This is a genomic window from Microvirga sp. HS2 (assembly GCF_055792805.1).
The window spans coordinates 41,516-66,154 of sequence record NZ_JBVVAJ010000023.1; the positions used below are offsets into that span (position 1 = coordinate 41,516).

The window sequence follows — 24,639 nt, forward strand, 5'->3', positions numbered from 1 at the left end:
ATGCCGGCAGATCAGCACGCTTCGGGCCATTCGCATCACCCTCACGGTCATGGCCACTCCCATGACGTCGGACACGGCCGCGCGTTCCTCATCGGCATAACGCTCAATCTCCTCTTCGTCGCGGTCGAGGCGGGATACGGGTTCTTCGCGGGGTCCATGGCGCTTCTGTCGGATGCGGGCCATAACCTGAGCGACGTGCTGGGGCTCGGGATTGCCTGGGGCGCCGCGATCCTGGCCAAGCGGCAGCCCAGCGAGCGCTACACCTATGGCCTGCATTCGAGCTCCATTCTGGCGGCTCTCTTCAATGCGCTTCTGCTGATGGTCGCTGTCGGCGGCATCGTTTGGGAATCCGTGCAGCGCCTCATCGCACCGGCGCCTGTGATGGCCGGCACCATGATGGTCGTCGCCGGCATCGGCATCGTCGTGAACGGCTTCACCGCCTTCCTCTTCATGAGCGGGCACCACGATCTCAACATTCGCGGCGCGTTCCTGCACATGGTGGCGGACGCGGCCGTGTCTCTCGGCGTCGTGCTCGGAGGCGTCGTCATTCTCTGGACCGGCGCGACCTGGATCGACCCGGTTCTGAGCCTCGTCATCGCGGCCGTGATCGTGGGGGGCACCTGGGGCCTGCTGCGGCAATCGCTCAGGCTTTCGCTTCATGGCGTGCCAAGCGGAATATCCGTCTCGGGCGTGCGGGAGCTCCTGGCGGAGCGCCCGGGCGTGGCCCGCGTCCACCATCTCCACGTCTGGGCCATCAGCACGACGCGAACCGCGCTCACGGCCCATCTCGTCATGCCGGACGGTCATCCGGGCGATCACTTCCTCGCCGAGACGCAGCAAGCGTTGAAGGAGCGTTTCGGGATCGGCCATTCGACCCTGCAGATCGAGGTCCATGTCCCCGGCGCTCACGATCACGGCCGCGCGTGTCCTCTCGACGGTCACGACCATGATCGTCACCCACACGACGAGGGGAACGCGCTTGGGGGACACCCCCACGGGGCCGGGGCGTCGCATCGCTCGCGGTAATGCCGTATCATCACTGATTCGAACGTCTTGAAGGACCAGAATTCATGGCTCGCGCTCTCCTCATCGTTCTCGACTCCGTGGGCATCGGCGGAGCGGAAGATGCGAGGACCTACGGTGACGTCGGCTCCGACACTGTCGGTCACATCGCAGAGGCCTGCGCGCAGGGACGCGGCGACCAGGAGGGTCTGCGCCGGGGTCCGCTCGATCTGCCGCACATGAGCGCGCTTGGCCTGGGATTGGCCTGCGAGGCCTCCACCGGCCGCATGCCGCCGAACCTTGCGCCCCGGGGGGCTCTCAAGGGAGCCTGGGGCTACGGCGTCGAAACCTCCAGGGGCAAGGATACGCCTTCGGGCCATTGGGAAATCGCCGGCGTTCCCGTCGCCTTCGATTGGGGCTACTTCCCGAATACGGTTCCGGCCTTTCCGGAGGCGCTGACGAAGGCGCTGATCGAGCGCGGCAACCTGCCCGGCATTCTCGGCGACAAGCACGCATCCGGCACGGCGATCATCGAAGAATTCGCCGTCGAGCACCTGCGAACCGGAAAGCCGATCTGCTACACCTCCGTGGATAGCGTGCTGCAGATCGCTGCGCACGAGGAATTCTTCGGCCTGCAACGCCTCTACGATCTTTGCGAGATCTGCCGCGAATTGTGCGACGAGTACCGGATCGGGCGCGTGATCGCGCGGCCCTTTCAGGGCACGCCTGAGACCGGATTCAAACGCACGGGCAACCGCAAGGATTTCGCGACACCTCCGCCGTCCGACACCATTCTGGATGCGCTGATGAAGGCGGGACGCTCCGTGGTGACCGTGGGCAAGATCGGCGACATCTTCGCCCATCGCAGCACCGGCAGAGAGGTGAAGCCGAACGGCAACGACGCCTGTCTCTCGGCCGCCATCGAGGCCATGTCGACGCTTCCGGAGGGCGGCTTCGTCTTCGCCAATCTCGTGGATTTCGACAGCGAGTTCGGCCATCGCCGCGACATTCCGGGCTATGCGGCGGCGCTGGAGACCTTCGACGCCCGCGTCCCGGAGATCGAGGCCGCCCTGAGGGACGGCGATCTCGTGATCATCACGGCCGACCATGGCAACGATCCTTCCTGGCAGGGCACGGACCACACCCGCGAGCATGTGCCGATCCTCTGCTTCGGGCCCGCCGTGAAGCCTGGCAGTATCGGGCGGCGGGACAGTTTCGCCGATATCGGGGCGAGCATCCTCGCCCATCTGGGCCTTGGACCCGCGAGCAAGGGCTCGTCCTGGATCCGATGATCTTAAGCCGTTGACGGCCACGCAACTTTGGCTCACTCTTCCAAGGATCGTAAGGAGACTTTCCTGGCGATCGTTGGGGGAGTCTTCCCGTTCTCGCGTGGAAGATCGTTCATGAGCACGCCTAACCGCTCGACCCATATCCGGCTCACCTCTCACCCCGAGCCGAATGCAGGCACCATCAGGCATCCGATCAAATGGGGCGCCAGTGACCCGAAGGAGCGCGGGCCGGTCATCGGCACCGTCACGAATCCCGGCGACCGCAACGTGATCGGCGCGCATGGCGGCTCCTATTCGCTCTATCGGGCCCTGGCGATCTCGGCGCGAGCCCTCAATCCGCTCTCCCGGCCCGATCTGCACAACACGCACCCCACCGCCGAGATCGGACCTCACCCGCAATGGTCCGAGCCGGGCAAGATCGTCTCGCTCGATCCCTGGGGCCATCTGGTCGGCCAGATTTTCAGTGACGACATCGCGAGCGGCCTCGACGTCCGCCCCTCCATCGCGGTCACGAAGGCGCGCCTCAACATGCCGGAAATCCTCTCCGCCATGGGCGCGAAGCGCCTGAAGGCAGACGGAGGTTTCCTGCACGAATCCGGCGACATCTCGGTGACGAAGATCGCGGTCGATCCCGTGTGGTATCTGCCCGGCATCGCGGAGCGCTTCGGCTGCACGGAAGGCGAATTGCGCCGCACCCTGTTCGAGCAGACCGGCGGCATGTTCCCGGAACTCGTGACGCGTCCCGACATGAGCGTGTTCCTGCCGCCCATCGGCAACACGACCGTCTACGTGATCGGCGACGTCGCGCGCCTGAGCGACGAGAAAACCCGCATCGCCTGCCGCGTGCACGACGAGTGCAACGGCTCGGACGTGTTCGGCTCGGACATCTGCACCTGCAGGCCCTATCTCGTGCACGGCATCGAGGAATGCGTGAAGGAGGCGCAGAACGGCGGCGTCGGCGTGATCGCCTATAACCGCAAGGAAGGCCGCGCGCTGGGCGAGGTCACCAAGTTCCTCGTCTACAACGCGCGCAAGCGTCAGGAAGGCGGCGACTCGGCCGCCACCTATTTCGAACGCACGGAATGCGTTGCGGGCGTGCAGGATGCGCGCTTTCAGCAGCTCATGCCCGATGTGCTGCAATGGCTCGGCATCCGCCGCATCGACCGGCTCATGTCCATGTCCAACATGAAGTACGACGCCATCACCGGATCGGGCATCGAGGTGGTGGAGCGCGTGCCGATTCCGCCGGAACTGGTGCCGCCGGATGCGCAGGTGGAGCTCGAAGCCAAGAAGGCGGCGGGCTACTACACGCCGGACGGCGCGCCCGATGCCGCGGAGCTGGACCGGGTGAAGGGCCGCGATCTCGAGCGCTTTTAACCTTCTCCACAGCCGGCCGGGCTCGAGGGTGCTGGCCTTCTGAAGACTATGCTATCGCTTCTCCTTCAGAGAGCATCGGAGTCCTGCGTGACGGATCAGTCGAACCTTTCCCCCGAGACCCAAGCCGCCCGCACGCTCCTGACGGCTGCGGCGGTGCGCGAGCGATCGCATCAATTGCTCGATGCCGGCCTGGAAGGCCGCCTGCAGCATTTCACGGTGAACCTGAGCCGTCTGGAGGCCTGCGCCGACGAAGTGGCGGCGACGATCCGCGAAGCCTATCCCTCGCTCGACATTCCCTTCCATGCGCGCTGGCGGCACTTCTCCGCCGGCGGCCATGACCGCTGGGGCGCGGTGATGTACGGCGCGCCATGGACCGACGCCGCCGAAATGGCCCGCTCGGCCTTCGATCTCGCCATCGTGTCCGTGCTGCTCGATGCGGGCGCGGGACCGCAATGGCGCTATGAGGAAGGCCGCACGGACGAGACCTATGCCCGCTCCGAGGGCCTGGCCGTGGGGAGCTTCGACATGTTCGTGAGCGGAGCCTTTTCCAGCAGGCCCGAGGATCCCTTCCGCGTCGATGCGGATGTGCTGATGACGATGACGGCGGAGGACCTCGCGGCAGGGTTCCAGGTATCGGCGGACAACCCGCTCGTCGGGCTGGAGGGCCGCGCGGCTCTTCTCAACCGCCTCGGCCGCACGGTGGCGACGAACCCTGACATCTTCGGCCAGGTGGACGATCCCCGCCCCGGCGGGCTCTTCGACGTGGTCGCGGCGACCGCAGAGGAGGAGGCCATCAGGGCGACGTCGATCCTGGAGGCGCTTCTCACCTATCTCGGGCCGATCTGGCCCGGACGGATCACCTTAGGAGGCCTCGACCTCGGCGACACATGGCGCCACCCGCTGGTCAAAGCTCCGGACGCCACGGATGGGCTCATTCCCTTTCACAAGCTCTCCCAATGGCTCTCCTATTCGCTGATCGAGCCCCTCGAATGGGCCGGCTACACCGTCACGGATATCGACGGCCTCACGGGCCTCCCCGAATATCGGAACGGCGGTCTTTTTCTCGATACCGGCGTGATCGCCCTCAAGAATCCTGACGATGCCGGGCATGCCCATGCGGTGGATTCCATCCTCGTGGTGGAATGGCGGGCCTTGACGGTTGCCCTTTTGGACCGCATTGCCGATCCGATACGCGCGCGGCTCGGGCTGTCGGCCGAGTCCTTTCCCCTCGCGAAGGTGCTCGAAGGCGGCACCTGGGCGACGGGGCGCAGATTGGCCAAGGAGAAGCGTGGCGACGGCTCGCCGCCTCTCAGCGTAGTCAGTGACGGAACGGTGTTTTGATGAATCAGCCTATGACGACCCAAGGAGGAATGAGCATGGAAGGCGTGACGGTGGTCGATCATCCGCTGGTTCAGCACAAGCTTACGCTGATGCGGGACAAGCAGCGCTCGACGAAGGGCTTCCGCCAGCTCCTCAACGAGATCGGCATGCTCCTCTGCTACGAAGTGACCCGCGACCTGCCCGTGGAGCGCATCGAGATCGATACGCCGCTCACCAAGACGGAAGGCGTGCAGATCGCCGGCAAGAAGCTCGTCTTCGCGCCCATCCTGCGCGCGGGTGTCGGCTTCCTCGACGGCATGCTCACCCTCGTCCCCGCCGCCCGCGTGGCGCATATCGGCCTCTACCGCGATCCGGAATCGCTCCAGGCAGTGGAATATTATTTCAAGGCCCCGTCCGATCTCGGCGACCGCATGGTGCTGGTGCTCGATCCCATGCTCGCCACCGCCAACTCGGCCGTGGCCGCCATCGAGCGCCTCAAGGAGCGCGGGGCGAAGGACATCCGCTTCGTGTGCCTTCTCGCCGCGCCCGAGGGCATCGAGCGGCTGCGCAGCGCCCATCCGGACGTGGATATCTGGACCGCCTCGATCGACGAGCGGCTCAACGACCACGGCTATATCGTGCCGGGTCTCGGCGATGCGGGCGACCGCATGTATGGAACGCGCTGAAGCCTCGCCCGGTTAGTCCCCAGCAAAGCGAAACAAGGATCAGGCCGTGCGCTTCATCGTCGCCGATTGGGGAACAACCCGCTTCCGCGGCTATCTGATCGAGAACGAAACCATTCTCGATCAGGTCTCCTCGGACGAGGGCGTTTCCGCCCTCCAGAAAGGCGAGCATCGCGGCGTCTTCCTGCGGCAATGCGGGCGCTGGCTCGAAGCCGAGCCGAAGGCGCCCGTGCTGCTCGTCGGCATGGTGGGAAGCCGCGAGGGCTGGCAGGAAGCACCTTACGCCTCATGCCCCGCAGGTCCGGCGGAGATTGCGCAGGCGCTGATTCCGGTCGATCTCACCGACGGCCGCAAGGCCTACATCATCCCGGGCCTTTTCTGCGAACCGGCTCCCGGCGCGGCGGACGTGATGCGTGGCGAGGAAACGCTGGTGCTGGGCGCGGGCGTCGAGAACGGCCTCGTATGCTCGGCCGGAACCCATCCGAAATGGATCCTCATGCGCGACGGGCGCATCGAGCGCTTCGCGACCTACATGACCGGCGAGATGTACGCGCTGCTGCGCGAGCATTCCATGATCGGGCGCCCTGCAACCGAACCCTCCGACCCGAAGGGCTTCGACATGGGTCTCGACGCAGCCGAGCGCAACGGCGGCGCGGATGGCGCGGCGCGCGTGGGACTTCTCCATCTCCTGTTCGGCGCACGGGCCGCCGTGGTGTCCGGGCGCATGGGGAGCAATCTGCTCGGCCCCTATCTCTCCGGCCTTCTCACGGGTGACGAAATCCACGGAGCACTCGCTCAATTCGGCCGCCCCGGCTCGGTCACCCTTCTCGCCGATCATGCCCGCGCGGACCTCTATGCGCATGCGCTCGCGCGATACGGCATCAAGACGGAATGGAAGAACCCGCAGCAGGCCCTGCTTGCCGGTCTGGCGCGGATCGTGCGCCACCATGCAGCCCCGTGAAAGCACGCCGTCATGGCAGTGCTTGTCACGGCCACCCATGTCTTTGATCGCTGTGGTTCCCAAGACGTGGATGCCCGGCTCAAGGCCGGGCATGACGACGGAGGGTGGATTCTCCGGGACGAGCCCCGGGATGACGGTGAGAACCTGCGAAGTGCTATGCTCCGCGGCACACCCTCTCCAGGATGACATCCCTTCATTTCATCCTTAAAACTCACTTTGAAACGACATCACGAACCTCAAGGCTCAAGCCATGCCCCACCCTCTTCTCGCCACGTCCGCCGACAATTCGCTTCCGATCTGGCTCGTGACGGAGGGCACGTGGGACGGCATCTGCGCGCAATTGCCGAAGACGGCGCAGGGCTTTGCGAAGGCTCAAGGGTTCGAGGGCAAGGCGGGCAGCCACTGCCTTCTGCCGGATGGGGACGGCAACCTGGCGGGCGTGGCGTTCGGCCTTGCCGGTGAGGACGCCAAGCATCGGGATCTCTTCGCGGTCGGCAAGCTGCCGACGATCCTGCCGGAGGGTGTCTATCGCTTCGAGACCGAAGCTCCGGACGCGACGCTGGCCACGCTCGCATGGATCCTCGGCTCCTACAGTTTCGGGCGGTATCGCAAGCGCACGGAGAAAGCCGTCCGTCTCGTCGTGCCCCAGGGCGTCGACGCGGATGAAGTGACGCGGATCGCCCAGGCGGTGTTCCGCAGCCGCGATCTCGTCAACACACCGACGAACGATCTCGGACCCGACGGAATCGAGGCGGCCGCGCGCCAGGTTGCGGAAGCACACGGCGCGCACTTCACCTGCATCGTCGGCGACGATCTCCTGAAGCAGAACTTCCCCATGATCCATGCGGTCGGCCGCGCATCGGACACCGCGCCGCGCCTCATCGACTTCACGTGGGGCGACGCCAACGCGCCGCGCATCACGCTCGTCGGCAAGGGCGTCGCCTTCGACACGGGCGGCCTCGACATCAAGCCCGCCTCGTCCATGCTGCTCATGCGCAAGGACATGGGCGGCGCCGCCGCGACCCTCGCGCTTGCCGACATGATCATGGGCGCGAAGCTCCCGGTGCGCCTGCGCGTGCTCATTCCCGCCGTCGAGAATGCGATCTCCAGCAACGCCTTCCGTCCCGGCGACATTCTGAACAGCCGCAAGGGCATCACGGTCGAGATCGGCAACACGGATGCGGAGGGCCGCCTCATCCTCGCAGACGCGCTGGCCCTGGCGGACGAGGAGAAGCCCGATCTCATCGTCGATTTCGCGACGCTCACGGGCGCGGCCCGCGTGGCCCTCGGCCCGGAGCTTCCGCCGTTCTACACGGACGACGAGGAGCTGGCCGCCGAGATCGCCCGCACCGGCATGGCGGTGAACGACCCCGTGTGGCGCCTGCCGCTCTGGGCCCCCTACCAGAGCCAGCTCGACTCGAAATATGCCGACATGAACAACACGGGCGGGCCGATGGGCGGCTCGATCACCGCGGCCCTGTTCCTGCGCCGCTTCGTGTCCGACGCGAAGGCGCATGTGCATTTCGACATTTTCGCCTGGAATCCCACGACACGCCCGGCACGGCCGGAAGGCGGCGAGGTCCAGGCGGCGCGGCTGATGTACGCCCTTCTCAAGAAGCGCTACGCGCGTTGAGTGGCGAACGGCCGCTGGCGCTTTGGCGGTGGAACGGTTAGCGCATCGTGCGGTAAAGTGGATCCGGTTTTCCGCGCCCCACGATGCGCTCATTCAAGAAGGGAGCATCGGATGGATCCCAAAAGTGGATTCCACTTTTGGGTCCGATGCTCTAGGAAACACCGTCCCTGCCCGCGCCGAGGAGCTGCCTTCATGAGTTTCGACCGCCGCATCACCCCTGTCCGCGCCGATCTGGCCGACGAGAGGCTTCGCGGGCAGGTGGAGGCCGAACGCTACACGGCCGGCACGACGAAGCGCGTCGCCGCCTCCTTCGCCCCCCTGCACCGCCATCCCTCGCGGGAGGCGCCGGTGGACACGCAGGCGATTTTCGGGGAGGCCGTGACCGTCTATGACGAGCACGAGGGCTGGGCCTGGGTGCAGCTGCACGAGGACGGCTATGTCGGCTATCTGCCGAGCGAGGTTCTGAAAGAGTCAGGGCCCGCGCCCACGCACAAGGTCGCGGCCATCCGCACCTTCGTCTATCCCGGCCCCAGCCTGAAGCTTCCCTACCAGGATTACCTGACCCTCGACGCCAAGCTCGCCGTCATCGGCACCGAAGGCGATTACGCCCGGCTCGCAGATGGAGGCTGGGTCTATGCGCCGCATCTCGCCTCTCTCGACGTGTATGAGCCCGATTACGTAGGCGTCGCCGAGCGCTTCCTGCATACGCCCTATCTCTGGGGCGGCAAGACGAGCCTCGGCATCGACTGCTCGGGCCTCGCCCAGACCGTGCTGGCCGCTTCCGGCATCAAGGCCCCCCGCGATAGCGACATGCAGGAACGGGAGCTGGGCGCCGCCATCGAGGTCCGGCCCGATCTGAGCGGCCTCGAGCGCGGCGATCTGGTGTTCTGGAAGGGCCATGTGGGCCTGATGATGGACGAGACGAATTTCATCCACGCCACCGGCCACAGCATGACCGTGATGATCGAGCCGCTCGCGGTCGCGGAAGAGCGCATCCGCAGGACCAGTTACGGGCCGATCAGCTCCATCAAGCGCCTCTAAGCGACCGTCGTGCCCGATCCAGCTGTCCTTCTCGTCGTCGCTTTCGGCGTCTTTCTCATCGCCTTCATGAAAGGGGCCTTCGGCGGCGGTCTCGCCATCATCGGCATCCCGGTCCTGTCCCTCGTCATGGATCCGATCACCGCGGGCGCGCTGCTCGCGCCGCTTTTCGTGCTGATGGATGCGGTGGCGCTCTATTACTGGCGGCCGAAGACCTGGTCGAAGGTCGACCTCGCGCTTCTCATCCCGTCCCTTGCTCTGGGCACCGCCATCGGCTTCATGCTCATGAAGGTGGTGGACCGGCACACCTTCGCCATTCTCATCGCGCTGATCACGCTGACCTTCACGGGCCTGTGGTTCCGCGGCGGCGGCAGGATCGTTCAGCGGCCACGCTCGAAGGCGAAGGCGGTGATCGCCGGAACGGCCTCGGGCGTATCATCCATGATGGCGCATTCCGGCGGCCCGCCCGTGGCCATGTATCTTCTTCCCCTGGGCCTGCCGAAGGTGGTCTATGCGGGAACGAGCAGCAGCTTCTTCGCGGCCGGGAACCTGATGAAGGTCGGCCCATGGCTCGCGCTCGCAAGGCCGAGCGCCGAGCTCTGGACGCTGATGGCCCTGTCCCTGCCGCTCATTCCGCTCGGCGTCTGGTCCGGCTTCAGGCTGCACGAGCGCCTGGACCAGCAGCAGCTCTACCGCCTGTGCTACGGCCTGCTGACGCTGACGGCCCTGAAGCTCTTATGGGACGGCTTGCAGGGATATGGGGTGGTCTGAAAGCCCGCTGCTCCCGAGCCGTTGAGCCGGGACCATCGGATGTGCGCTGGAAGTCACCCCCGATGCTCTAATCACGCTGACCGAAAGGGATGCCTCCGGCCTCCTGAGGCAGCGCATCCGCAATATCGAGCCAGGGGGCCTTGGAGCCGACTTGAAAATGCATCTCGGCCTTCATGGACGGATCGGAATCGAGCGTCCCGAGCCGGAAGCCCAGCTCATGCGGATCCGCTTCGTCGCGCTTGTAGATCGACGATCCGCAGCAGCCCGCGAAGAAGCGTTGCACGCCGGGACTCGACGGCCAGCTGCGCAGCAGTTCCTCGCCTGCGACGAAAACCAAAGCGTTAGCATCGACGCCCGCGGTCGTGCCGAAGCTCGACCCGGAATGCTTGCGGCATCGCCAGCAATGGCAATAGGTCACCGGCCCACGCAGCTGCCCCCTGATTTCGTAGCGAACCTGACCGCAGGCGCATGAGCCTTTCAGCATCGGACGCTCCTCCATTGGGACAGCCGCGCTGGTCCCGCTTCAATAGCCCCGCACCCGATCCACGATGTTCTGGAACGGCTCGCCCGCCTCGTGACGGCGGATCTGATCCGCAATGTAGCGCGCCGTCGCCTCGGGCTCGCTCACGGCCGCGTTGTGCGGCGTGATCGTGACGCGCGGATGATCCCAGAGCCGGGATGTTTCCGGCAGCGGCTCCTTCTCGAACACGTCGAGGGTCGCGGCCTTCAGCGTCCCGTCGTCGAGGCAGGCGAGAATATCGCTCTCGACCTGAAGCCCGCCGCGCCCCGCATTGATGAGGATGGGGCCGCCGAGCCTGCCGTCCCGCGCCAGCTTCGTGAACAGGCTGCGGTTGAGAATGCCGCGCGTGTCAGGGGTGAGCGGAACGAGGCTGATCAGGATGTCCGTGCGCGCGAGGAACTCGGAAAGCCCGCTCTCGCCCAAATAGACCCTGAAGCCTTCCACGGTCTTCGGCGTGCGGCTCCAGCCCGCCACGTCGAAGCCCATCATTCTGAGCTTGACCGCCGCATCCTGCCCCAGCACGCCGAAGCCCATGACGCCGACGCGAACGTCGGAGGCGATCGGCGGGGAGCGGTCCTCCTCCCAGCGCTTGGCGCGCTGCGCCGCCGCAAAGCGGGCATGGTCCCGCAGATACATGAGGCAATGCATGACCATGTATTCGCTCATGCGGTGCGTCAGGTCATCCTGCGCCACGCGCACGATCGGCACGTCGGGAAGGCCGGGATAATTCATCAGGTGATCGACGCCCGCGCCGAGCGAGAAGACCGCCTCGAGATTCGGCAGGTTGTCCAGGCTTCCCGGCTTGGGGCCCCAGGTGGCCACGTAGCGGATCCCGGCCCGGTCGAAGTCCTCGCCGAGAACGACGATCCCGCGATCCGGCAAATGGCGGCGGAAGCGTTCGACCCATGGCTGTGTTTCCCAGGTGACGGCGACGAGCAGGCTCACGATTTCACTCCGATACGTTCGAGAATCATTGCCCCGGGCTCAGCCTTCGCATCGCCGAGGAGATAGGCGGCGCGCACTTGTCGCGCGGCGGCTTCGGCCGCCTCTTCGCTGCGTGCATGCACCACGGCAAGCGGCCGGTGCGCATCGACCGTCTCGCCGATTTCGGCAAGCCGGGTGAGGCCGACCGCGTGATCGATGGGATCCTGCGGACGCGTGCGCCCGCCGCCCAGCGCCACGACGGCGACGCCGACATCCCGCGTCGCGATGCGCTGGACGATGCCGGAACGCTCCGCATGGACGGGTCGCACGACAGGCGCCACCTGCAGGTGCTTTTCATGCCTCTGTGTGAAATCCGCGGGTCCGCCGAGGGCCGTCACCATTCTCTGGAACACCTCGGCCGCCTTGCCGGAGGCGATCGCGTCCTCAATCTTCGCGCGTGCCTCGACGATGTCGGCCGCGATCCTGCCGAGCACGAGCATTTCGGCGGACAATTCCACCGTCACCTCGTGGAAGCGCTTTTCACGGCGGCGGCCGGTCAGGTAATCGACGGCATAAGCCATCTCCACCGCGTTGCCCGCCGCGGACGCGAGAGGCTGGTTCATGTCGGTGAGCAATGCGCTCGTCGGCAGGCCCGCCCCGTTGGCGACGAGCACGAGGCTCTCGGCGAGAGAGCGCGCATCCTTCGCATTGTCCATGAAGGCGCCGGAGCCGAACTTCACGTCCATCACGAGCCCCTGAAGGCCCGCCGAAAGCTTCTTCGACAGGATGGAAGCCGTAATGAGATCGATGGATTCCACCGTCCCCGTCACGTCGCGGATGGCGTAGAGGCGCTTGTCGGCGGGCGCGAGATCGGCCGTCTGCCCGATGATCGCGCAGCCCACCTCGCGGGTGACACGGCGGAATGTGGCGAGGTCGGGCTGCGTGACGTAGCCGGGAATGGAATCGAACTTGTCGAGCGTTCCGCCCGTATGTCCGAGGCCGCGCCCGGAGATCATCGGCACATAGCCGCCGCAGGCCGCGACCGCCGGGCCGAGCGCCAGGCTCACCGCATCGCCGACGCCGCCCGTCGAGTGCTTGTCGAGCACGGGACCCGGCAGGTCCCATGTCAGCACCTCGCCGGAATTCATCATGGCGCGGGTCAGCGCAACGCGCTCCGGCACGGACAGGCCCCGGAAGAAGATCGCCATGGCGAAGGATGCGGCCTGGCCTTCGGAAACGGCGCCCGAGGACAATCCTTGAATGAAACTCTCGATTTCATGCGCCTCGAGAGTGCCGCCGTCGCGCTTGCGGCGGATGATTTCCTGCGGAAGATAGGCCATGTCAGTAAGCCTCGGTGGCGGCGGCGCCGTCACGTCCCTCGATGGCGGCAATCAGCGTGTCGTAGACACTGCTCGCGCCGATGCGGAAGGTCTGCGGCGTCGCCCAGCCCGGCCCCATGATGTGCTCGGCGAGGTCGAGATAGAGCTTCGCATCGGCAACGGTGCGGATGCCGCCGGAGGGTTTCAGGCCCACGGGACGGCCCGAGGCCTTGATGACCTTGAGCATGATTTCCGCCGCTTCCGGCGTCGCGGAAACGGGTGTCTTGCCGGTCGATGTCTTGATGAAATCGGCGCCGGCATCGATGGACAGGCGGCTCGCCGTCTCGATCAGCTTCGGATCCTTCAGCTCGCCCGTTTCGAGGATCACCTTGAGAAGCCGCCCCTGGTCGACGCACTCGCGCACGGCCTCCACCATCTCCCTTGCAATCGCCAGATCGCCACGACGCACGGCGTCGTAGGGCAGCACCAGATCGATCTCGTTCGCGCCATCGGAGAGAGCCTCCTGCACGTCGTCGGTGACGCGGTCGATGTCCTCGCCCCCGGCGGGGAAGTTCACCACGGTCGCGATGCGCACGGTCGCCCCTCTCAAGGCCTCCTGCGCACGCTTCACGAATTGCGGCCAGACGCAGACAGCGGCCACCGGCCCGCGCGGGTCAACGGCTTTCTGGCACAAGGCATCGATGGCCTGATCGGTGCAGTTATCCGTCAGATCGGTGAGATCGAGGCAACGCAACGCACGCTGCGCAATTTCCGCATCGGACATGGTCAAAGCTCCGCGACGAATGAACGAATGAGACGCTTGAATTTTCCTGAGGCCTCCGCAGCCGTGTCCTTGGTTTCCTGATGCGAGGGCGAAGCGCCCTCGATGCCGGCGGCAAGATTGGTGACGACCGAGATCGCAACAACCCGCAGGCCGTAATACCGCGCAAGGATCACTTCGGGTACGGTCGACATCCCGACGAGATCGCCCCCGAGGATCTGCACCATCCTGATCTCGGCGGGCGTCTCGAAGCTCGGACCGGAGAGCCAGGCGTAAACGCCCTCGGGCAGATCGATGCCGCTCTTCTTGGCGGCGCTCTGAAGGCTATCGCGCAAAGCGGGATCGTAGGCGTCGGTCAGAGACACGAAGCGGCCTTCCGTATGATCTCGCAGCAGCGGGTTCGCGCCGGACAGGTTGAGATGATCGACGATCGCCACAAGGCTGCCGGGGCGGATCGAGGCACGCACGGAGCCCGCCGCGTTGGTGGCGACCAGCACCGGAATGCCGAGCTCCTTGACGAGAGCAACGGGAAGCCGCATCGCGCCGGCATCGCCGGTTTCGTAATAATGCGCGCGACCCTGGAACAGGAGAACGCGCTTGCCTTCGAGCATCCCCGCCACGAGCTGGCCCGCGTGACCGGAAACGCCGCTTCCCGGAAAATGCGGAATGTCGGCGTAAGGAAGGCTGACCGCATCCCTCACCTCGTCGACCAGCGTGCCGAGTCCCGTTCCGAGCACGAACGCGGCGTCGAAGCGGCCGTCGAAGCCGCGGGCGCGCACGAATTCGGCGGTCTCTTGAACGTTCTGGTGCATGATCCTCTCACCTGTCCGTCAGGTTGTCGGGCCCGAACGAGAAGGGCAGCAGCTCGTCCAGGGTAAAGCTCTTGCGGATGCCTTCCGGGCCTGCGACGTGAATCCTGGTGTCCGGCGCCGCGAATTCGCGAATGCGCTGGCGGCAGCCGCCGCATGGCGTGCAGAGAATTTCGCCCTCACCCATCACCACGATTTCGCTGATCCGGCTTCCGCCGCCCGCGATCATCGCGGAGATCGCGCCTGCCTCCGCGCATGATCCGACGGGATAGGCCGCGTTCTCGACATTGCAGCCCGCAAAGACCTGTCCATCGGGCGTTGCGATGGCGGCCCCGACCTTGAAACGCGAATAGGGCGCATAGGCCTTGGCCTGGATCGTCCTGGCCGCTTCGAACAGCGTGTCGAGGGAAGCCATGATCAACGCTCCTTCACATAAGGCACGCCCGCGGCGCGCGGTGGAATGGCCTTGCCGATGACGCCCGCGAGCAGAATGACCGTCAAGAGATAGGGCAGCGCCTGGATGGCTTGAACCGGCACTTCGCCGATGCCGGGAAGCGCGCGCCCCTGGAGCTGATTGGCGAAGGCGTCGAGGAAGCCGAAGAGGAAGCATGCGCCGAGCGCAGGCCACGCCCGCCACTTGGCGAAGATGAGCGCGGCGAGCGCGATGAAACCGCGTCCCGCCGTCATGTTGGGCAGGAACCCCGCCGCCTGCGCGACCGACAGATAGGTTCCCCCGATGCCGCAGAGAACCCCGCCGATGACGACGGCCGCATAGCGCAGCCCCGTGACCGAAATGCCCGCAGTGTCGACCGCAGCCGGGTTCTCGCCGACCGCCCGCAAGCGAAGTCCGAAACGCGTGCGTCCGAGAATGAACCAGGTGACCGGCACGGCGAGCAGCACGACATAGACCAGAACAGAGTGGCCGAAGAGAAGGCCGTCGAAGCGCTGCTCGCCCTCCAGGGGCGGTGTGCGTCCGCCCTGCCCATACCACGCATTGCCGACGATGGCGGTGAGCCCCGCGGCCAGCATGTTGATGGCGACGCCCGACACGATCTGATTGCCACGCTGGCTGATGGAGGCGAAGCCGTGAATGAGGCCGAAGGCAACTGACGCGGCGATGCCGAACACGAGCCCGATCCACGCGGAGCCGAACGCATAGGCTGCTGCTGCGGCGGCGAAGGCCGAGACCAGCATCTTGCCCTCGAGGCCGATATCCACGACGCCCGAGCGCTCGGACCAGAGACCGGCCAGACATGCGGCGAGCAGCGGAATGGACAGACGCAGCGCCGAGTCGAGAACCGTTGCGATGATGCCGAGATCCATGCTCACGCTCCCGCCAGTTTGGGGCGTGACAGCAGATGCGCCACGAGCCGCCGGAAGAGGCCGTCCAGGGCCCCCGCGAACAGAATGATGATGCCGCCGATCACCACCACCATGTCGCGCGTGATGTTGGGCTGCTCGAAGGCCAGCTCCGCGCCGCCCTGGTAGAGGATGCCGAACAGGAGCGAGGCGAGGACGATGCCGACCGGATGCGCGCGCCCCATGAGCGCGACGGCGATGCCGACGAAACCGTAGCCGGAGGTGAACTCCAGCAGCAGGCGATGCTGGTAGCCCATGAGTTCGTTGACCGCGAGGCCTCCCGCGAGCGCGCCCGACAGGACCATGGCGATGACGATGATGCGCTCGGGCGAAATGCCCGCATAGACCGCCGCCGTGGGGCTGGAGCCCACCACGCGGATCGCATAGCCGAGGCGCGAGCGGTAGATGAGAAGCCAGATGAGATAGGCCGAGATCAGCGCCAGCACGAGCGTGAGATTGAGCTGCGAGGATGGAATCGTGACGCCGAACCAGGCGAACGCCTCGTGCATGAACGGAATGTACGACGCTTCGGGAAACGCGCGCGTTTCCGGGTTCATGGATTGCGGCTCGCGCAGGACGTTGACGAGCAGGTACACGATCAGCACGCTGGCGAGCCAGTTGAACATGATCGTGGTGATCACGATATGGCTGCCGCGCCTGGCCTGCAGATAGCCCGGCACCGCGGCCCAGGCCGCGCCGAACGCGGCGGCGGCGAGAATGCCGACGGGGACGAGCAGGAAGCCGGGAAGGAAGGTGAGATTGTTGAGCGCCAGCGCGATGCCCAATCCCGCCAGCGTCGCCTGGCCTTCGCCGCCGATGTTGAACAGACCCGCATGATAGGCGACGGCCACCGCGAGCCCCACGAAGATGAAGTCGGTGGCATAGAACAGGGTGAAGCCCAGGCCTTCGCCGCTCCCGAGGCTTCCCTGCAGCAGATAGCGTGTGGCGGTCAGGGGATTCTCGCCGATGCTGAGCACCACGAGGCCTGCGATCAGAAAGGCCGCGACCACGGAGATAGCGGGCACGAGAACCGTGTCGGCCCATTTGGGCATGTCGATGGGGGCGCTCACGTCTGATGATCCGGCAGGAACAGGTGGCCCTGTTCGTCGAGAGGGAAGAAGGGATTCCAGGCCACCTCCCAAAGGTGTCCGTCGGGATCGGCGAAATAGCCCGAATAGCCGCCCCAGAACACGTCCTGCAGCAGCTTCACGGGCCTCGCTCCCGCAGCGATGGCGCGGGCGTAAACCTCATCGGCCTCCTGCTTCGAGCGCGCGTTGTAGGCGAGCGTGACGGCGGCGAACCCGGTGGGCTCGTCCTCGACGCCCGCATCCTTCGCGAGGTCGGCCCGTCCGAAGAGGGCCAGGGCGAGACCGTTCGCCTGAAAGAAGGCGATGCTGGGCTGGCTGGCGGGCGACGCCTTCCAGCCCCAGGCCTCGTAGAAGGCACGGGACTTTTCGAGATCGGCGACGCCGAGCGTGACGAGCGACAATCGCGGCTGCATCAGGCGGCCTCGTCGGTGATTCCGGCCATGAGAAGCCCGAGATCCTGCTCGTTCGTATCCGAGGTCTTGCGCTCGCCGGTGATCCTGCCGCCGCACATGGTGAGGATGCGGTCGGAGAGATGCATGATCTCATCGAGCTCCACCGACACGAGGAGAATGCCGACGCCCGCATCGCGGAGCGAGATCAGGCGGCGGTGGATGAACTCGATGGCGCCGATATCCACGCCGCGGGTCGGCTGCCCGACGAGGAGCACCTTCGGATTGCGCTCGATTTCGCGGGCGAGCACGATCTTCTGCTGATTGCCGCCGGAAAAGTTCGATGTCTTCAGGCGCGGCGCGGGCGGCCGCACGTCGTATTGCTCCATCTTCTTCGCCATATCCGCGATGAGACGATCATGGTCGAGAAGCGGGCCGGGACCGAGCTGCGGCTCGTCGCTGAAGCCGAGAATGGCGCTCTCGAACGCCGGAAACGCAGGAACGAGGCCCATGCGCAGGCGGTCCTCCGGCACATGCAAAAGGCCGAGCCCGCGCATATGGTGAGGATTGTGCTGCGAGGCATGGATCTCGCGCCCTTCGACGCGGATGGAACCGGGCATGGGCCTGCGCATGCCGGCGATCGACTCCAGAAGCTCGCTCTGCCCATTGCCGGCGACACCCGCGATGCCGACGATCTCGCCCGCGCGAACGGTCAGGGATGCATCGGCCACCCGGAGCACGCCGCGCGCATCGACGACCGAGAGGTTTCGCACCTCCAGGACGGGTGCGCCGGGCGTCTTCTCCGTCTTCTCCACCCGCAGCAGCACGCGACGGCCGACCATGAGTTCCGCGAGTTCGGGCGGTGAGGTGTTCGCCGTCTCGACGGTCGCTACCATCTCCCCGCGCCGCATGACGGACACGCGATCCGTGACCGCCATGATCTCGCGGAGCTTGTGCGTGATGAGAATGACGGTCTTGCCCTGTTCTTTCAGCGAGCGGAGCAACGCGAACAGCGCGTCCGCCTCGGCGGGCGTCAGCACGGCGGTGGGCTCGTCGAGAATGAGAATGTCGGCGCCGCGATAGAGGGCCTTCAGGATCTCGACGCGCTGCTGCAGGCCCACGGACAATTCGCCGACGGTGGCATCCATGTCGATGTCGAGGCCGTAATCCTCGGCGAGACGCGCGAGTTCCTTGCGGACCTTGGCCTCGCCTGCGCGGAGCATGGCGCCGCCTTCGGCGCCGAGCATCACGTTCTCGACCACGGTGAGCGGCTCGACCAGCATGAAGTGCTGGTGAACCATGCCGATGCCCGCTCCGATCGCATCGTTGGAGGAGCGGATGCGAATGGGCGCGCCATTCACGCGCATCTCGCCGGAATCCGCCTCGTAGAAGCCGTAGAGGATCGACATGAGAGTCGATTTTCCCGCCCCGTTCTCGCCCACGATGCCGTGGATCGTGCCGCGCCCGACGCTCAAGGAGACGTCCCTGTTGGCGTGGACGGCGCCGAAGCTCTTGTTGATGGCGATGAGTTCAATGGCGGGAGACATCGGCCTCTAGGGGTTGTCCGGCAAGGAAAAGCGGGCGGATCTTATCGGAAAACGCATGAACCTAAAAATGGAAACGGCCGCAGGCCCTTCTGGGAGCCTGCGGCCGGGACGAAGCGTCAGCTTACATCGGGCACTTGGAGTCCGACATGTAGTCGTGGACCTTGATGGCGCCGGACTTGATGTCGGCGGCCGCCTTGTCGGCCGCAGCCTTCATGTCAGCCGTGACGAGCGACTTGTTGTTGTCGTCGAGCGCCCAGGCCACGCCGTCCTCCGCGAGGCCGAGAACCTGAAGGCCGCCCTTGAACGTGCCCTTCTTGGCCTGGTCGAAGGTGTTGTAGGTGGCCACGTCCACGCGCTTGACCATGGAGGTCAGCACCTTGCCCGGATGCAGGTTGTTCTGGTTCGAATCGACGCCGATGCCGAGCTTGCCCGCATCGGCGGCCGCGCGCAGCACGCCGATGCCGGTGCCGCCGGCCGCATGGTAGATCACGTCCGCGCCGCGGCTGATCTGGCCCTTGGCGAGCTCGCCGCCCTTCACCGGATCGTTCCAGGCGGCGCCCGTGGTGCCGGTCATGTTCTGGAACACCTCGGCGTCCTTGTTGGCGTATTTGACGCCCTGGACATAGCCGCAGGCGAACTTGCGGATGAGCGGGATGTCCATGCCGCCCACGAAGCCGACCTTGCCGGTCTTGGAGGCCTTGGCGGCCAGCAGGCCGACGAGGAACGAGCCCTCGTGCTCCTTGAACACGATGGATTGCACGTTCGGCTTCTCGACGACGGCGTCGATGATGGCGAACTTGATGTTCGGGAACTCCTCGGCCACCTTCTTCAGCGCGGTCTCCTGGGAAAAGCCGACGGCCACGATCGGCGAGTAGCCGTCGCGCGCGAAGCGGCGGAGCGCCTGCTCGCGCTGGGCATCGTTCTGCGGCTCGAAATCGCGGTACTCGGTGCCCGTGTCCTTCTTGAACTTCTCAGCGCCCATGTGAACGCCTTCGTTGAAGGATTTGTCGAACTTGCCGCCCAGGTCGTAAACGACGGCGGGCTTGAAGTCCGCCTGCTGCGCGAAGGCGGCCGAGGCGGAGAAGGCGAGGCCCGCGAGCGCGAGGCCGAACTTGGTGACTGTCATCGGCAATGTTCCCTGTCTGTCGCCGGATTTTCGTGTCCGGTTGCCCTGTGACGATGGCATGGGAAGGGTCATGACGCCAAGGTCCCTGTCAAGCCACTGTGTTACTTTCCAGCAAGGAATGGTTGATAGCCGGGCTCCTGACGCTAAGGTCTCTTCCATGCCCCTGACATCCGACGAAATCGACCGCTATGCCCGCCACCTGGTCCTGAAGGACGTCGGCGGGCCCGGACAGCTGAAGCTCAAAGCCGCCCGCGTGCTCGTGCTCGGCGCAGGGGGCCTTGGCGCCCCGCTGATCCAGTATCTCGCGGCGGCAGGCGTGGGCACCATCGGCCTCGTGGACGACGACACGGTGTCCCTGTCCAACCTGCAGCGGCAGGTGATCCATGGAACCCCCGATATCGGGTCCCTGAAGGTGGACAGTGCGGCCAGAGCCATCCTGCGCCTGAACCCTCACGTTACGGCAGAGACACATAACCTCCGCCTGACCCCCGACAATGCCCGCGAGCTCGTCCGCGGCTATGACATCGTTGCCGAGGGCACCGACAATTTCGAAGCCCGCTATGCGGTGTCAGACGCGTGTTTTTATGAGCAGAAACCCCTCGTCACAGCGGCCTTGGGTCAATTCGACGGCTCGCTGACGACGATCAAAGCGCATGAAGCCGGACGTAACGGCAGGCCTAATCCGACCTATCGCTGCCTGTTCCCCTCCCCGCCAGCGCCGGGTACCATTCCGACCTGCGCCGAGGCCGGGGTGCTGGGAGCGCTGGCCGGCGTGATGGGAAGCCTGATGGCGATGGAGGTGATCCGGGAGATCGCAGGCTTCGGGGAGAGCCTCGTCGGGCGGCTCCTGATGGTCGACGCACGCTCCATGCGCTTCGACACCATCGGCTATCGATGGGACGAGGCGAACCCGTTGAACGGTAGAAAAGCGACGGGCGCGGGCTAGGCCGCGCCCGAAACGACCTGTCGACTACGAGCGCAGCACCGCGCCGGGCTTCTTGGAAACCTCGGCGACGATCTTGGCCGAAACGGCCTCGATCTCCACGTCGGTCAGGGTCTTCTCCAGGGGCTGGAGAGTGACGGCAATGGCCACGGACTTCTTGTCCGGGTCGATGCCGGTGCCCTCGTACACGTCGAACACGTCGACGCTCACGATCAGCTGACGCTCCGCTCCTTGCGCCGCCTTCACGATGTCGCCCGCAGCCACGTCACGGCCCACCACGAAGGCGAAGTCGCGAGTGAGCGGCTGGAAGTCGGGCAGGTTCAGCTTCGGCTTCATCTTGGTGGGCTTCGCCTTCGGCGGCGGAAGCGCGTTGAGGTTGAGTTCGAAGGCAACCAGCGGCCCCTTCAGGTCGAGAGCCTTCAGGATCTTCGGGTGAACCTCGCCGAAAGCGCCGACGACGTTCTTCGGGCCGAATTGCAGCGTGCCCGAGCGGCCGGGATGGAACCAGGCCGGACCGCCCGCGACGATCTGGAGGCCGCCGGCCGGAATCCCAAGAGCCGCCAGCAGGGCCAGCACATCCGCCTTGGCGTCGAAGGCATCGACGCTTTGGGCGCCGCCATTCCAGTGACGGCCGACGCCTTCGGCGCGGGCCGTGCCGCGACGCACGGCGGCCGCCTTGATGGACTGGCCTTCCGGTTCGTCCGACGCGAAGGTCTGGCCGACCTCGAAGAGCGCCACATCGCCATAGCCGCGATCGGCATTGCGCTGAGCGGCCTTCAGAAGTCCCGGCAGCAGGCTCGGGCGCATGTCGGAGAGATCAGACGCAATCGGGTTGGCGAGTGCGAGCTGCGGCTGGCCGCCGCCGAAGAGTTCGGCCTCTTCCTTGGCGATGAAGGACCAGGTGACGGCCTCCACCAGGCCGCGCACGGCGAGCGAACGGCGGGCAAGGCGGGTGCGCTTCTGGATTAGCGTCAGGATCGGCTTCGCGACGGCCGCCTCGAGGCGCGGCAACGGCTGGGGCTCGATGCGATCCACACCGGCGATGCGAATGACCTCCTCGACGAGATCCGCCTTGCCGTCGATATCGGGACGCCAGGACGGAACCCTGACGTTCGCACGCTCGCCCGAACCCTCGACCTGAAAGCCGAGCTTCTTCAAGATCGCCTCGGATTCCGCAGGCTTCACATCGAGGCCCGACAGGCGCGGCACTTCCGAATACGGGAACTCGATCGTCAGCGTGTTCTCCGGCACCCGACCCGCCACCACGGCCTCACTCGCCTCGCCGCCGCAGAGGTCGATCATCATCTGCGTGGCGAGATCGAGCCCAGGCAGGGTGAAGGCGGGATCGATGCCGCGCTCGAAGCGGTAGCGCGCATCGGTGATGATGCCCAGCTTGCGACCCGATTGCGCGATGTTCAGGGGATCCCAGAGCGCGGATTCGATCAGAACGTCCGTCGTACCCTCATCCGAACCGGAATGCTCGCCGCCCATGATGCCGGCGATGGATTCGACACCATTCCCGTCGGCGATCACCACGGTGCCGGAATCGAGCGTGTAGGTGCGCCCGTCGAGCGCTAGCACTTCCTCGCCATCCTTGGCACGACGCACGGTGAGGTTGCCCTTCACCTTCTTGGCGTCGAACACGTGCAGCGGGCGTCCGCGGTCGAAGGTAATGTAGTTCGTGATGTCGACGAGCGCATTGATGGGCCGCAGGCCGATGGAGAGTAGACGGCGCTGCATCCATTCCGGCGACGGACCGTTCTTCACGCCGCGGACGAGGCGGAGCGCGAAGACCGGGCAGAGCTTCTCGTCGTCGGCAGAGAAATCGAGCGTCACGGAAACGGGGCAGGCACCCTTTCCTTGAACGGCAGGAACAGCCTCGCCCTTCAGCGTGCCGAGACCGGCAGCCGCGAGATCACGCGCGATGCCGAAGATCGAGGTGCAGTCGGGGCGGTTCGGCGTGAGATTGATCTCGATCACCGGATCGTCGAGGCCAGCGTAAGCAGCGTATGCCACGCCGACCGGCGCATCTTCCGGCAGCTCGATGATGCCGTCGTGGTCGTCCGAGATTTCGAGTTCCGCCGCCGAGCACAGCATGCCCGCGCTTTCTACGCCGCGAATGGTACCGACGCCGAGCGTGATGTTCTTGCCCGGAACATAGGTGCCGGGAGGGGCGAATACGCTCTTCATGCCGGTACGCGCATTCGGTGCGCCGCAGACCACCTGAATCGGCTGACCCGTTCCGGTATCGACCATACAGACCCGAAGGCGATCCGCATTCGGATGCTGCTCGGCGGAGATCACATAGGCGTTGATGTAGGCGCCGAGAGTCTTCGCCTTGTCCTCCACGCCTTCGACCTCAAGGCCGATGCGCGTGAGCGTCTCCACGATCTCATCGAGAGACGCCGTGGTGTCGAGATGGTCCTTGAGCCAGGAGAGGGTGAATTTCATGATGCTCTCCTCTTTTTACGCGGTCAGACCGCTGACGAGGGACGGAATGTCGAGCGGGCGGAAGCCATAATGGTTCAGCCAGCGCACATCGGCCTCGAAGAACGGGCGCAGATCCGGCATGCCGTATTTGAGCATGGCGATGCGGTCGATACCCATGCCCCAGGCAAAGCCCTGGTACTCATCCGGATCGAGGCCGCAATTCCTCAGCACGTTCGGATGCACCATGCCGCAGCCGAGGATCTCGAGCCAATCGGTGCCCTCTCCGAAGCGGATCTCGCCGCCCTTACGCGAGCACTGGATGTCCACTTCCGCGGATGGCTCCGTGAAGGGGAAGAAGGACGGCCGGAAGCGCATCTTCACCTGATCGACCTCGAAGAAAGCCTTGCAGAACTCCTCCAGGATCCATTTCAGGTGCGCGATATTGGCCTGCTTGTCGATGACGAGGCCTTCCACCTGATGGAACATCGGTGTGTGGGTCTGGTCCGAGTCGTGACGATAGGTACGGCCCGGAATGATCACGCGGATCGGCGGCTTCTGGCCCGTCATCGTGCGGATCTGCACCGGCGACGTATGGGTACGCAGCACCTTGCGTTCCCCCTTCTCGTCGGGAGCGAGGAAGAAGGTGTCGTGCATCTCGCGGGCGGGATGGCCTTCGGGGAAGTTCAGCGCCGTGAAATTGAGATAGTCCGTCTCGATATCCGGCCCCTCGGCCACGGAGAAGCCCATATCGGCAAAGATGGCCGTGAGCTCCTCGATCACTTGGCTGATCGGGTGGATGCGGCCGCGAGCCTCGGGCGCTTCCGGCACGGGCAGCGTCACGTCGATCCGCTCGGCGGCAAGGCGCGCATCGAGCGCCGCCTCGGCGAGCGTCTCTTTCTTCGCGAGGATCGCACCCTGCACCTTGTCGCGCAGGCCGTGGATGAGCGGGCCGCGTTCCTTGCGCTCCTCCGGCGTCATGGAGCCGAGGGTCTTCAGGAGTTCGGAGACGGAGCCCTTCTTGCCGAGAGCGGACACGCGCACGGATTCGAGAGCCGCTTCGTCGCCAGCGGCTTCGACCTGGGAAAGCAGGTCAAGTTCGAGTTGATTGAGATCGGTCATCGGTCCCTTGCCAGATGCAAGCGCTTTCAAGTGAGGCGCGGCGCGGGAACCGTGAAGTCGTCCGAGCCGCTAGAGCATCGGACCCAAAAGTGGATTTGCACTTTTGGGATCCATCCGATGCTCCTTTTCGATGAGCATATCGTCGAAAGCGGAAAACCGGGTCCACTTTTCCGCACGATATGCTCGGAGCAACCGACAGCAATTCGCCGTC

General features: G+C 65.6%; 23 protein-coding genes. 10 read left to right on the forward strand and 13 right to left on the reverse strand.

Features of this window, described 5'->3' with window-relative positions:
- The 9 genes from ACS5Q0_RS18590 (at position 1) to ACS5Q0_RS18630 (ending at position 10,074) form a co-directional block, all read left to right on the forward strand.
- Complete coding sequence (locus tag ACS5Q0_RS18590; protein WP_473128138.1) at positions 1-1,026, forward strand: cation diffusion facilitator family transporter; 1,026 nt, start codon at positions 1-3, stop codon at positions 1,024-1,026.
- A gap of 44 nt (positions 1,027-1,070) precedes the next feature.
- Positions 1,071-2,294, forward strand: coding sequence for a phosphopentomutase (locus tag ACS5Q0_RS18595; RefSeq protein WP_473128139.1), 1,224 nt, complete (start codon positions 1,071-1,073; stop codon positions 2,292-2,294).
- Between the two features lie 111 nt (positions 2,295-2,405).
- The gene (locus tag ACS5Q0_RS18600) at positions 2,406-3,668 is read left to right on the forward strand and encodes a GTP cyclohydrolase II (protein ID WP_473128140.1); all 1,263 of its coding nucleotides are present in this window, start codon (positions 2,406-2,408) and stop codon (positions 3,666-3,668) included.
- Between the two features lie 87 nt (positions 3,669-3,755).
- Positions 3,756-5,009: a URC4/urg3 family protein gene (locus tag ACS5Q0_RS18605; RefSeq protein ID WP_473128141.1), complete on the forward strand. Its 1,254-nt coding sequence runs from the start codon at positions 3,756-3,758 to the stop codon at positions 5,007-5,009.
- Between the two features lie 29 nt (positions 5,010-5,038).
- On the forward strand, positions 5,039-5,674 hold the full coding sequence (upp, locus tag ACS5Q0_RS18610; protein WP_473128180.1) for a uracil phosphoribosyltransferase: 636 nt from the start codon (positions 5,039-5,041) through the stop codon (positions 5,672-5,674).
- A gap of 46 nt (positions 5,675-5,720) precedes the next feature.
- The gene (locus ACS5Q0_RS18615) at positions 5,721-6,632 is read left to right on the forward strand and encodes a 2-dehydro-3-deoxygalactonokinase (RefSeq protein WP_473128142.1); all 912 of its coding nucleotides are present in this window, start codon (positions 5,721-5,723) and stop codon (positions 6,630-6,632) included.
- Between the two features lie 250 nt (positions 6,633-6,882).
- Positions 6,883-8,265 carry a leucyl aminopeptidase family protein gene (locus ACS5Q0_RS18620; protein ID WP_473128143.1) on the forward strand — a complete coding sequence of 461 codons (1,383 nt, stop codon included), beginning with the start codon at positions 6,883-6,885 and terminating at the stop codon, positions 8,263-8,265.
- A gap of 192 nt (positions 8,266-8,457) precedes the next feature.
- Positions 8,458-9,306 carry a C40 family peptidase gene (locus tag ACS5Q0_RS18625; protein ID WP_473128144.1) on the forward strand — a complete coding sequence of 283 codons (849 nt, stop codon included), beginning with the start codon at positions 8,458-8,460 and terminating at the stop codon, positions 9,304-9,306.
- Between the two features lie 9 nt (positions 9,307-9,315).
- On the forward strand, positions 9,316-10,074 hold the full coding sequence (locus ACS5Q0_RS18630; protein ID WP_473128145.1) for a sulfite exporter TauE/SafE family protein: 759 nt from the start codon (positions 9,316-9,318) through the stop codon (positions 10,072-10,074).
- 67 nt (positions 10,075-10,141) lie between these two features.
- Here the strand turns inward: ACS5Q0_RS18630 and ACS5Q0_RS18635 are convergent, their stop codons facing one another.
- The 11 genes from ACS5Q0_RS18635 to ACS5Q0_RS18685 all read right to left on the reverse strand — a co-directional run bounded on the left by ACS5Q0_RS18635 (position 10,142) and on the right by ACS5Q0_RS18685 (position 19,936).
- The gene (locus ACS5Q0_RS18635; RefSeq protein WP_473128146.1) at positions 10,142-10,558 is read right to left on the reverse strand and encodes a GFA family protein; all 417 of its coding nucleotides are present in this window, start codon (positions 10,556-10,558) and stop codon (positions 10,142-10,144) included.
- Positions 10,559-10,597: 39 nt separating this feature from the next.
- Positions 10,598-11,539, reverse strand: a complete 942-nt coding sequence (locus ACS5Q0_RS18640; RefSeq protein ID WP_473128147.1) for a 2-hydroxyacid dehydrogenase — start codon at positions 11,537-11,539, stop codon at positions 10,598-10,600.
- Complete coding sequence (gene deoA, locus ACS5Q0_RS18645) at positions 11,536-12,858, reverse strand: thymidine phosphorylase (protein WP_473128148.1); 1,323 nt, start codon at positions 12,856-12,858, stop codon at positions 11,536-11,538. Before deoA ends, ACS5Q0_RS18640 begins: the two co-directional genes overlap by 4 nt.
- A 1-nt stretch (position 12,859) precedes the next feature.
- Positions 12,860-13,621, reverse strand: a complete 762-nt coding sequence (gene deoC, locus ACS5Q0_RS18650) for a deoxyribose-phosphate aldolase (RefSeq protein ID WP_473128149.1) — start codon at positions 13,619-13,621, stop codon at positions 12,860-12,862.
- A gap of 2 nt (positions 13,622-13,623) precedes the next feature.
- The gene (locus ACS5Q0_RS18655) at positions 13,624-14,430 is read right to left on the reverse strand and encodes a purine-nucleoside phosphorylase (RefSeq protein ID WP_473128150.1); all 807 of its coding nucleotides are present in this window, start codon (positions 14,428-14,430) and stop codon (positions 13,624-13,626) included.
- Positions 14,431-14,437: 7 nt separating this feature from the next.
- A complete protein-coding gene (locus tag ACS5Q0_RS18660) occupies positions 14,438-14,842 on the reverse strand; it encodes a cytidine deaminase (RefSeq protein WP_473128151.1) in 405 nt (134 codons plus the stop codon).
- Between the two features lie 2 nt (positions 14,843-14,844).
- The gene (locus ACS5Q0_RS18665) at positions 14,845-15,750 is read right to left on the reverse strand and encodes an ABC transporter permease (protein ID WP_473128152.1); all 906 of its coding nucleotides are present in this window, start codon (positions 15,748-15,750) and stop codon (positions 14,845-14,847) included.
- Positions 15,751-15,752: 2 nt separating this feature from the next.
- Positions 15,753-16,856 (reverse strand): ABC transporter permease, encoded by a 1,104-nt coding sequence (locus tag ACS5Q0_RS18670; protein ID WP_473128153.1) that lies wholly within the window; start codon positions 16,854-16,856, stop codon positions 15,753-15,755.
- Positions 16,853-17,287: a VOC family protein gene (locus tag ACS5Q0_RS18675; RefSeq protein WP_473128154.1), complete on the reverse strand. Its 435-nt coding sequence runs from the start codon at positions 17,285-17,287 to the stop codon at positions 16,853-16,855. The genes ACS5Q0_RS18670 and ACS5Q0_RS18675 overlap by 4 nt, the downstream gene beginning before the upstream one ends.
- Positions 17,287-18,810, reverse strand: a complete 1,524-nt coding sequence (locus tag ACS5Q0_RS18680; RefSeq protein WP_473128155.1) for an ABC transporter ATP-binding protein — start codon at positions 18,808-18,810, stop codon at positions 17,287-17,289. Before ACS5Q0_RS18680 ends, ACS5Q0_RS18675 begins: the two co-directional genes overlap by 1 nt.
- A gap of 121 nt (positions 18,811-18,931) precedes the next feature.
- Positions 18,932-19,936, reverse strand: a complete 1,005-nt coding sequence (locus ACS5Q0_RS18685; protein ID WP_473128156.1) for a BMP family lipoprotein — start codon at positions 19,934-19,936, stop codon at positions 18,932-18,934.
- Positions 19,937-20,093: 157 nt separating this feature from the next.
- On the opposite strand from ACS5Q0_RS18685, the gene ACS5Q0_RS18690 reads away from it, so the two are divergent.
- Positions 20,094-20,882 carry a HesA/MoeB/ThiF family protein gene (locus ACS5Q0_RS18690; RefSeq protein WP_473128157.1) on the forward strand — a complete coding sequence of 263 codons (789 nt, stop codon included), beginning with the start codon at positions 20,094-20,096 and terminating at the stop codon, positions 20,880-20,882.
- A gap of 24 nt (positions 20,883-20,906) precedes the next feature.
- Here the strand turns inward: ACS5Q0_RS18690 and pheT are convergent, their stop codons facing one another.
- Positions 20,907-23,330 (reverse strand): phenylalanine--tRNA ligase subunit beta, encoded by a 2,424-nt coding sequence (gene pheT / locus ACS5Q0_RS18695; RefSeq protein WP_473128158.1) that lies wholly within the window; start codon positions 23,328-23,330, stop codon positions 20,907-20,909.
- Positions 23,331-23,345: 15 nt separating this feature from the next.
- Positions 23,346-24,428 (reverse strand): phenylalanine--tRNA ligase subunit alpha, encoded by a 1,083-nt coding sequence (gene pheS, locus ACS5Q0_RS18700; RefSeq protein WP_473128159.1) that lies wholly within the window; start codon positions 24,426-24,428, stop codon positions 23,346-23,348.
- Positions 24,429-24,639 lie beyond the last annotated feature (211 nt).

Bases quoted from the DNA above. Each gene is read 5' to 3' on its own strand.
- deoA (WP_473128148.1), bottom strand. From the start codon at position 12,858: ATGGCCTATCTTCCGCAGGAAATCATCCGCCGCAAGCGCGACGGCGGC.
- ACS5Q0_RS18635 (WP_473128146.1), bottom strand. From the start codon at position 10,558: ATGCTGAAAGGCTCATGCGCCTGCGGTCAGGTTCGCTACGAAATCAGG.
- ACS5Q0_RS18680 (WP_473128155.1), bottom strand. From the start codon at position 18,810: ATGTCTCCCGCCATTGAACTCATCGCCATCAACAAGAGCTTCGGCGCC.
- ACS5Q0_RS18600 (WP_473128140.1), top strand. From the start codon at position 2,406: ATGAGCACGCCTAACCGCTCGACCCATATCCGGCTCACCTCTCACCCC.
- upp (WP_473128180.1), top strand. From the start codon at position 5,039: ATGAGCATGGAAGGCGTGACGGTGGTCGATCATCCGCTGGTTCAGCAC.
- ACS5Q0_RS18595 (WP_473128139.1), top strand. From the start codon at position 1,071: ATGGCTCGCGCTCTCCTCATCGTTCTCGACTCCGTGGGCATCGGCGGA.
- ACS5Q0_RS18675 (WP_473128154.1), bottom strand. From the start codon at position 17,287: ATGCAGCCGCGATTGTCGCTCGTCACGCTCGGCGTCGCCGATCTCGAA.
- pheS (WP_473128159.1), bottom strand. From the start codon at position 24,428: ATGACCGATCTCAATCAACTCGAACTTGACCTGCTTTCCCAGGTCGAA.
- ACS5Q0_RS18655 (WP_473128150.1), bottom strand. From the start codon at position 14,430: ATGCACCAGAACGTTCAAGAGACCGCCGAATTCGTGCGCGCCCGCGGC.
- ACS5Q0_RS18625 (WP_473128144.1), top strand. From the start codon at position 8,458: ATGAGTTTCGACCGCCGCATCACCCCTGTCCGCGCCGATCTGGCCGAC.
- deoC (WP_473128149.1), bottom strand. From the start codon at position 13,621: ATGTCCGATGCGGAAATTGCGCAGCGTGCGTTGCGTTGCCTCGATCTC.
- ACS5Q0_RS18690 (WP_473128157.1), top strand. From the start codon at position 20,094: ATGCCCCTGACATCCGACGAAATCGACCGCTATGCCCGCCACCTGGTC.
- ACS5Q0_RS18620 (WP_473128143.1), top strand. From the start codon at position 6,883: ATGCCCCACCCTCTTCTCGCCACGTCCGCCGACAATTCGCTTCCGATC.
- ACS5Q0_RS18665 (WP_473128152.1), bottom strand. From the start codon at position 15,750: ATGGATCTCGGCATCATCGCAACGGTTCTCGACTCGGCGCTGCGTCTG.
- ACS5Q0_RS18590 (WP_473128138.1), top strand. From the start codon at position 1: ATGCCGGCAGATCAGCACGCTTCGGGCCATTCGCATCACCCTCACGGT.
- pheT (WP_473128158.1), bottom strand. From the start codon at position 23,330: ATGAAATTCACCCTCTCCTGGCTCAAGGACCATCTCGACACCACGGCG.
- ACS5Q0_RS18685 (WP_473128156.1), bottom strand. From the start codon at position 19,936: ATGACAGTCACCAAGTTCGGCCTCGCGCTCGCGGGCCTCGCCTTCTCC.
- ACS5Q0_RS18660 (WP_473128151.1), bottom strand. From the start codon at position 14,842: ATGGCTTCCCTCGACACGCTGTTCGAAGCGGCCAGGACGATCCAGGCC.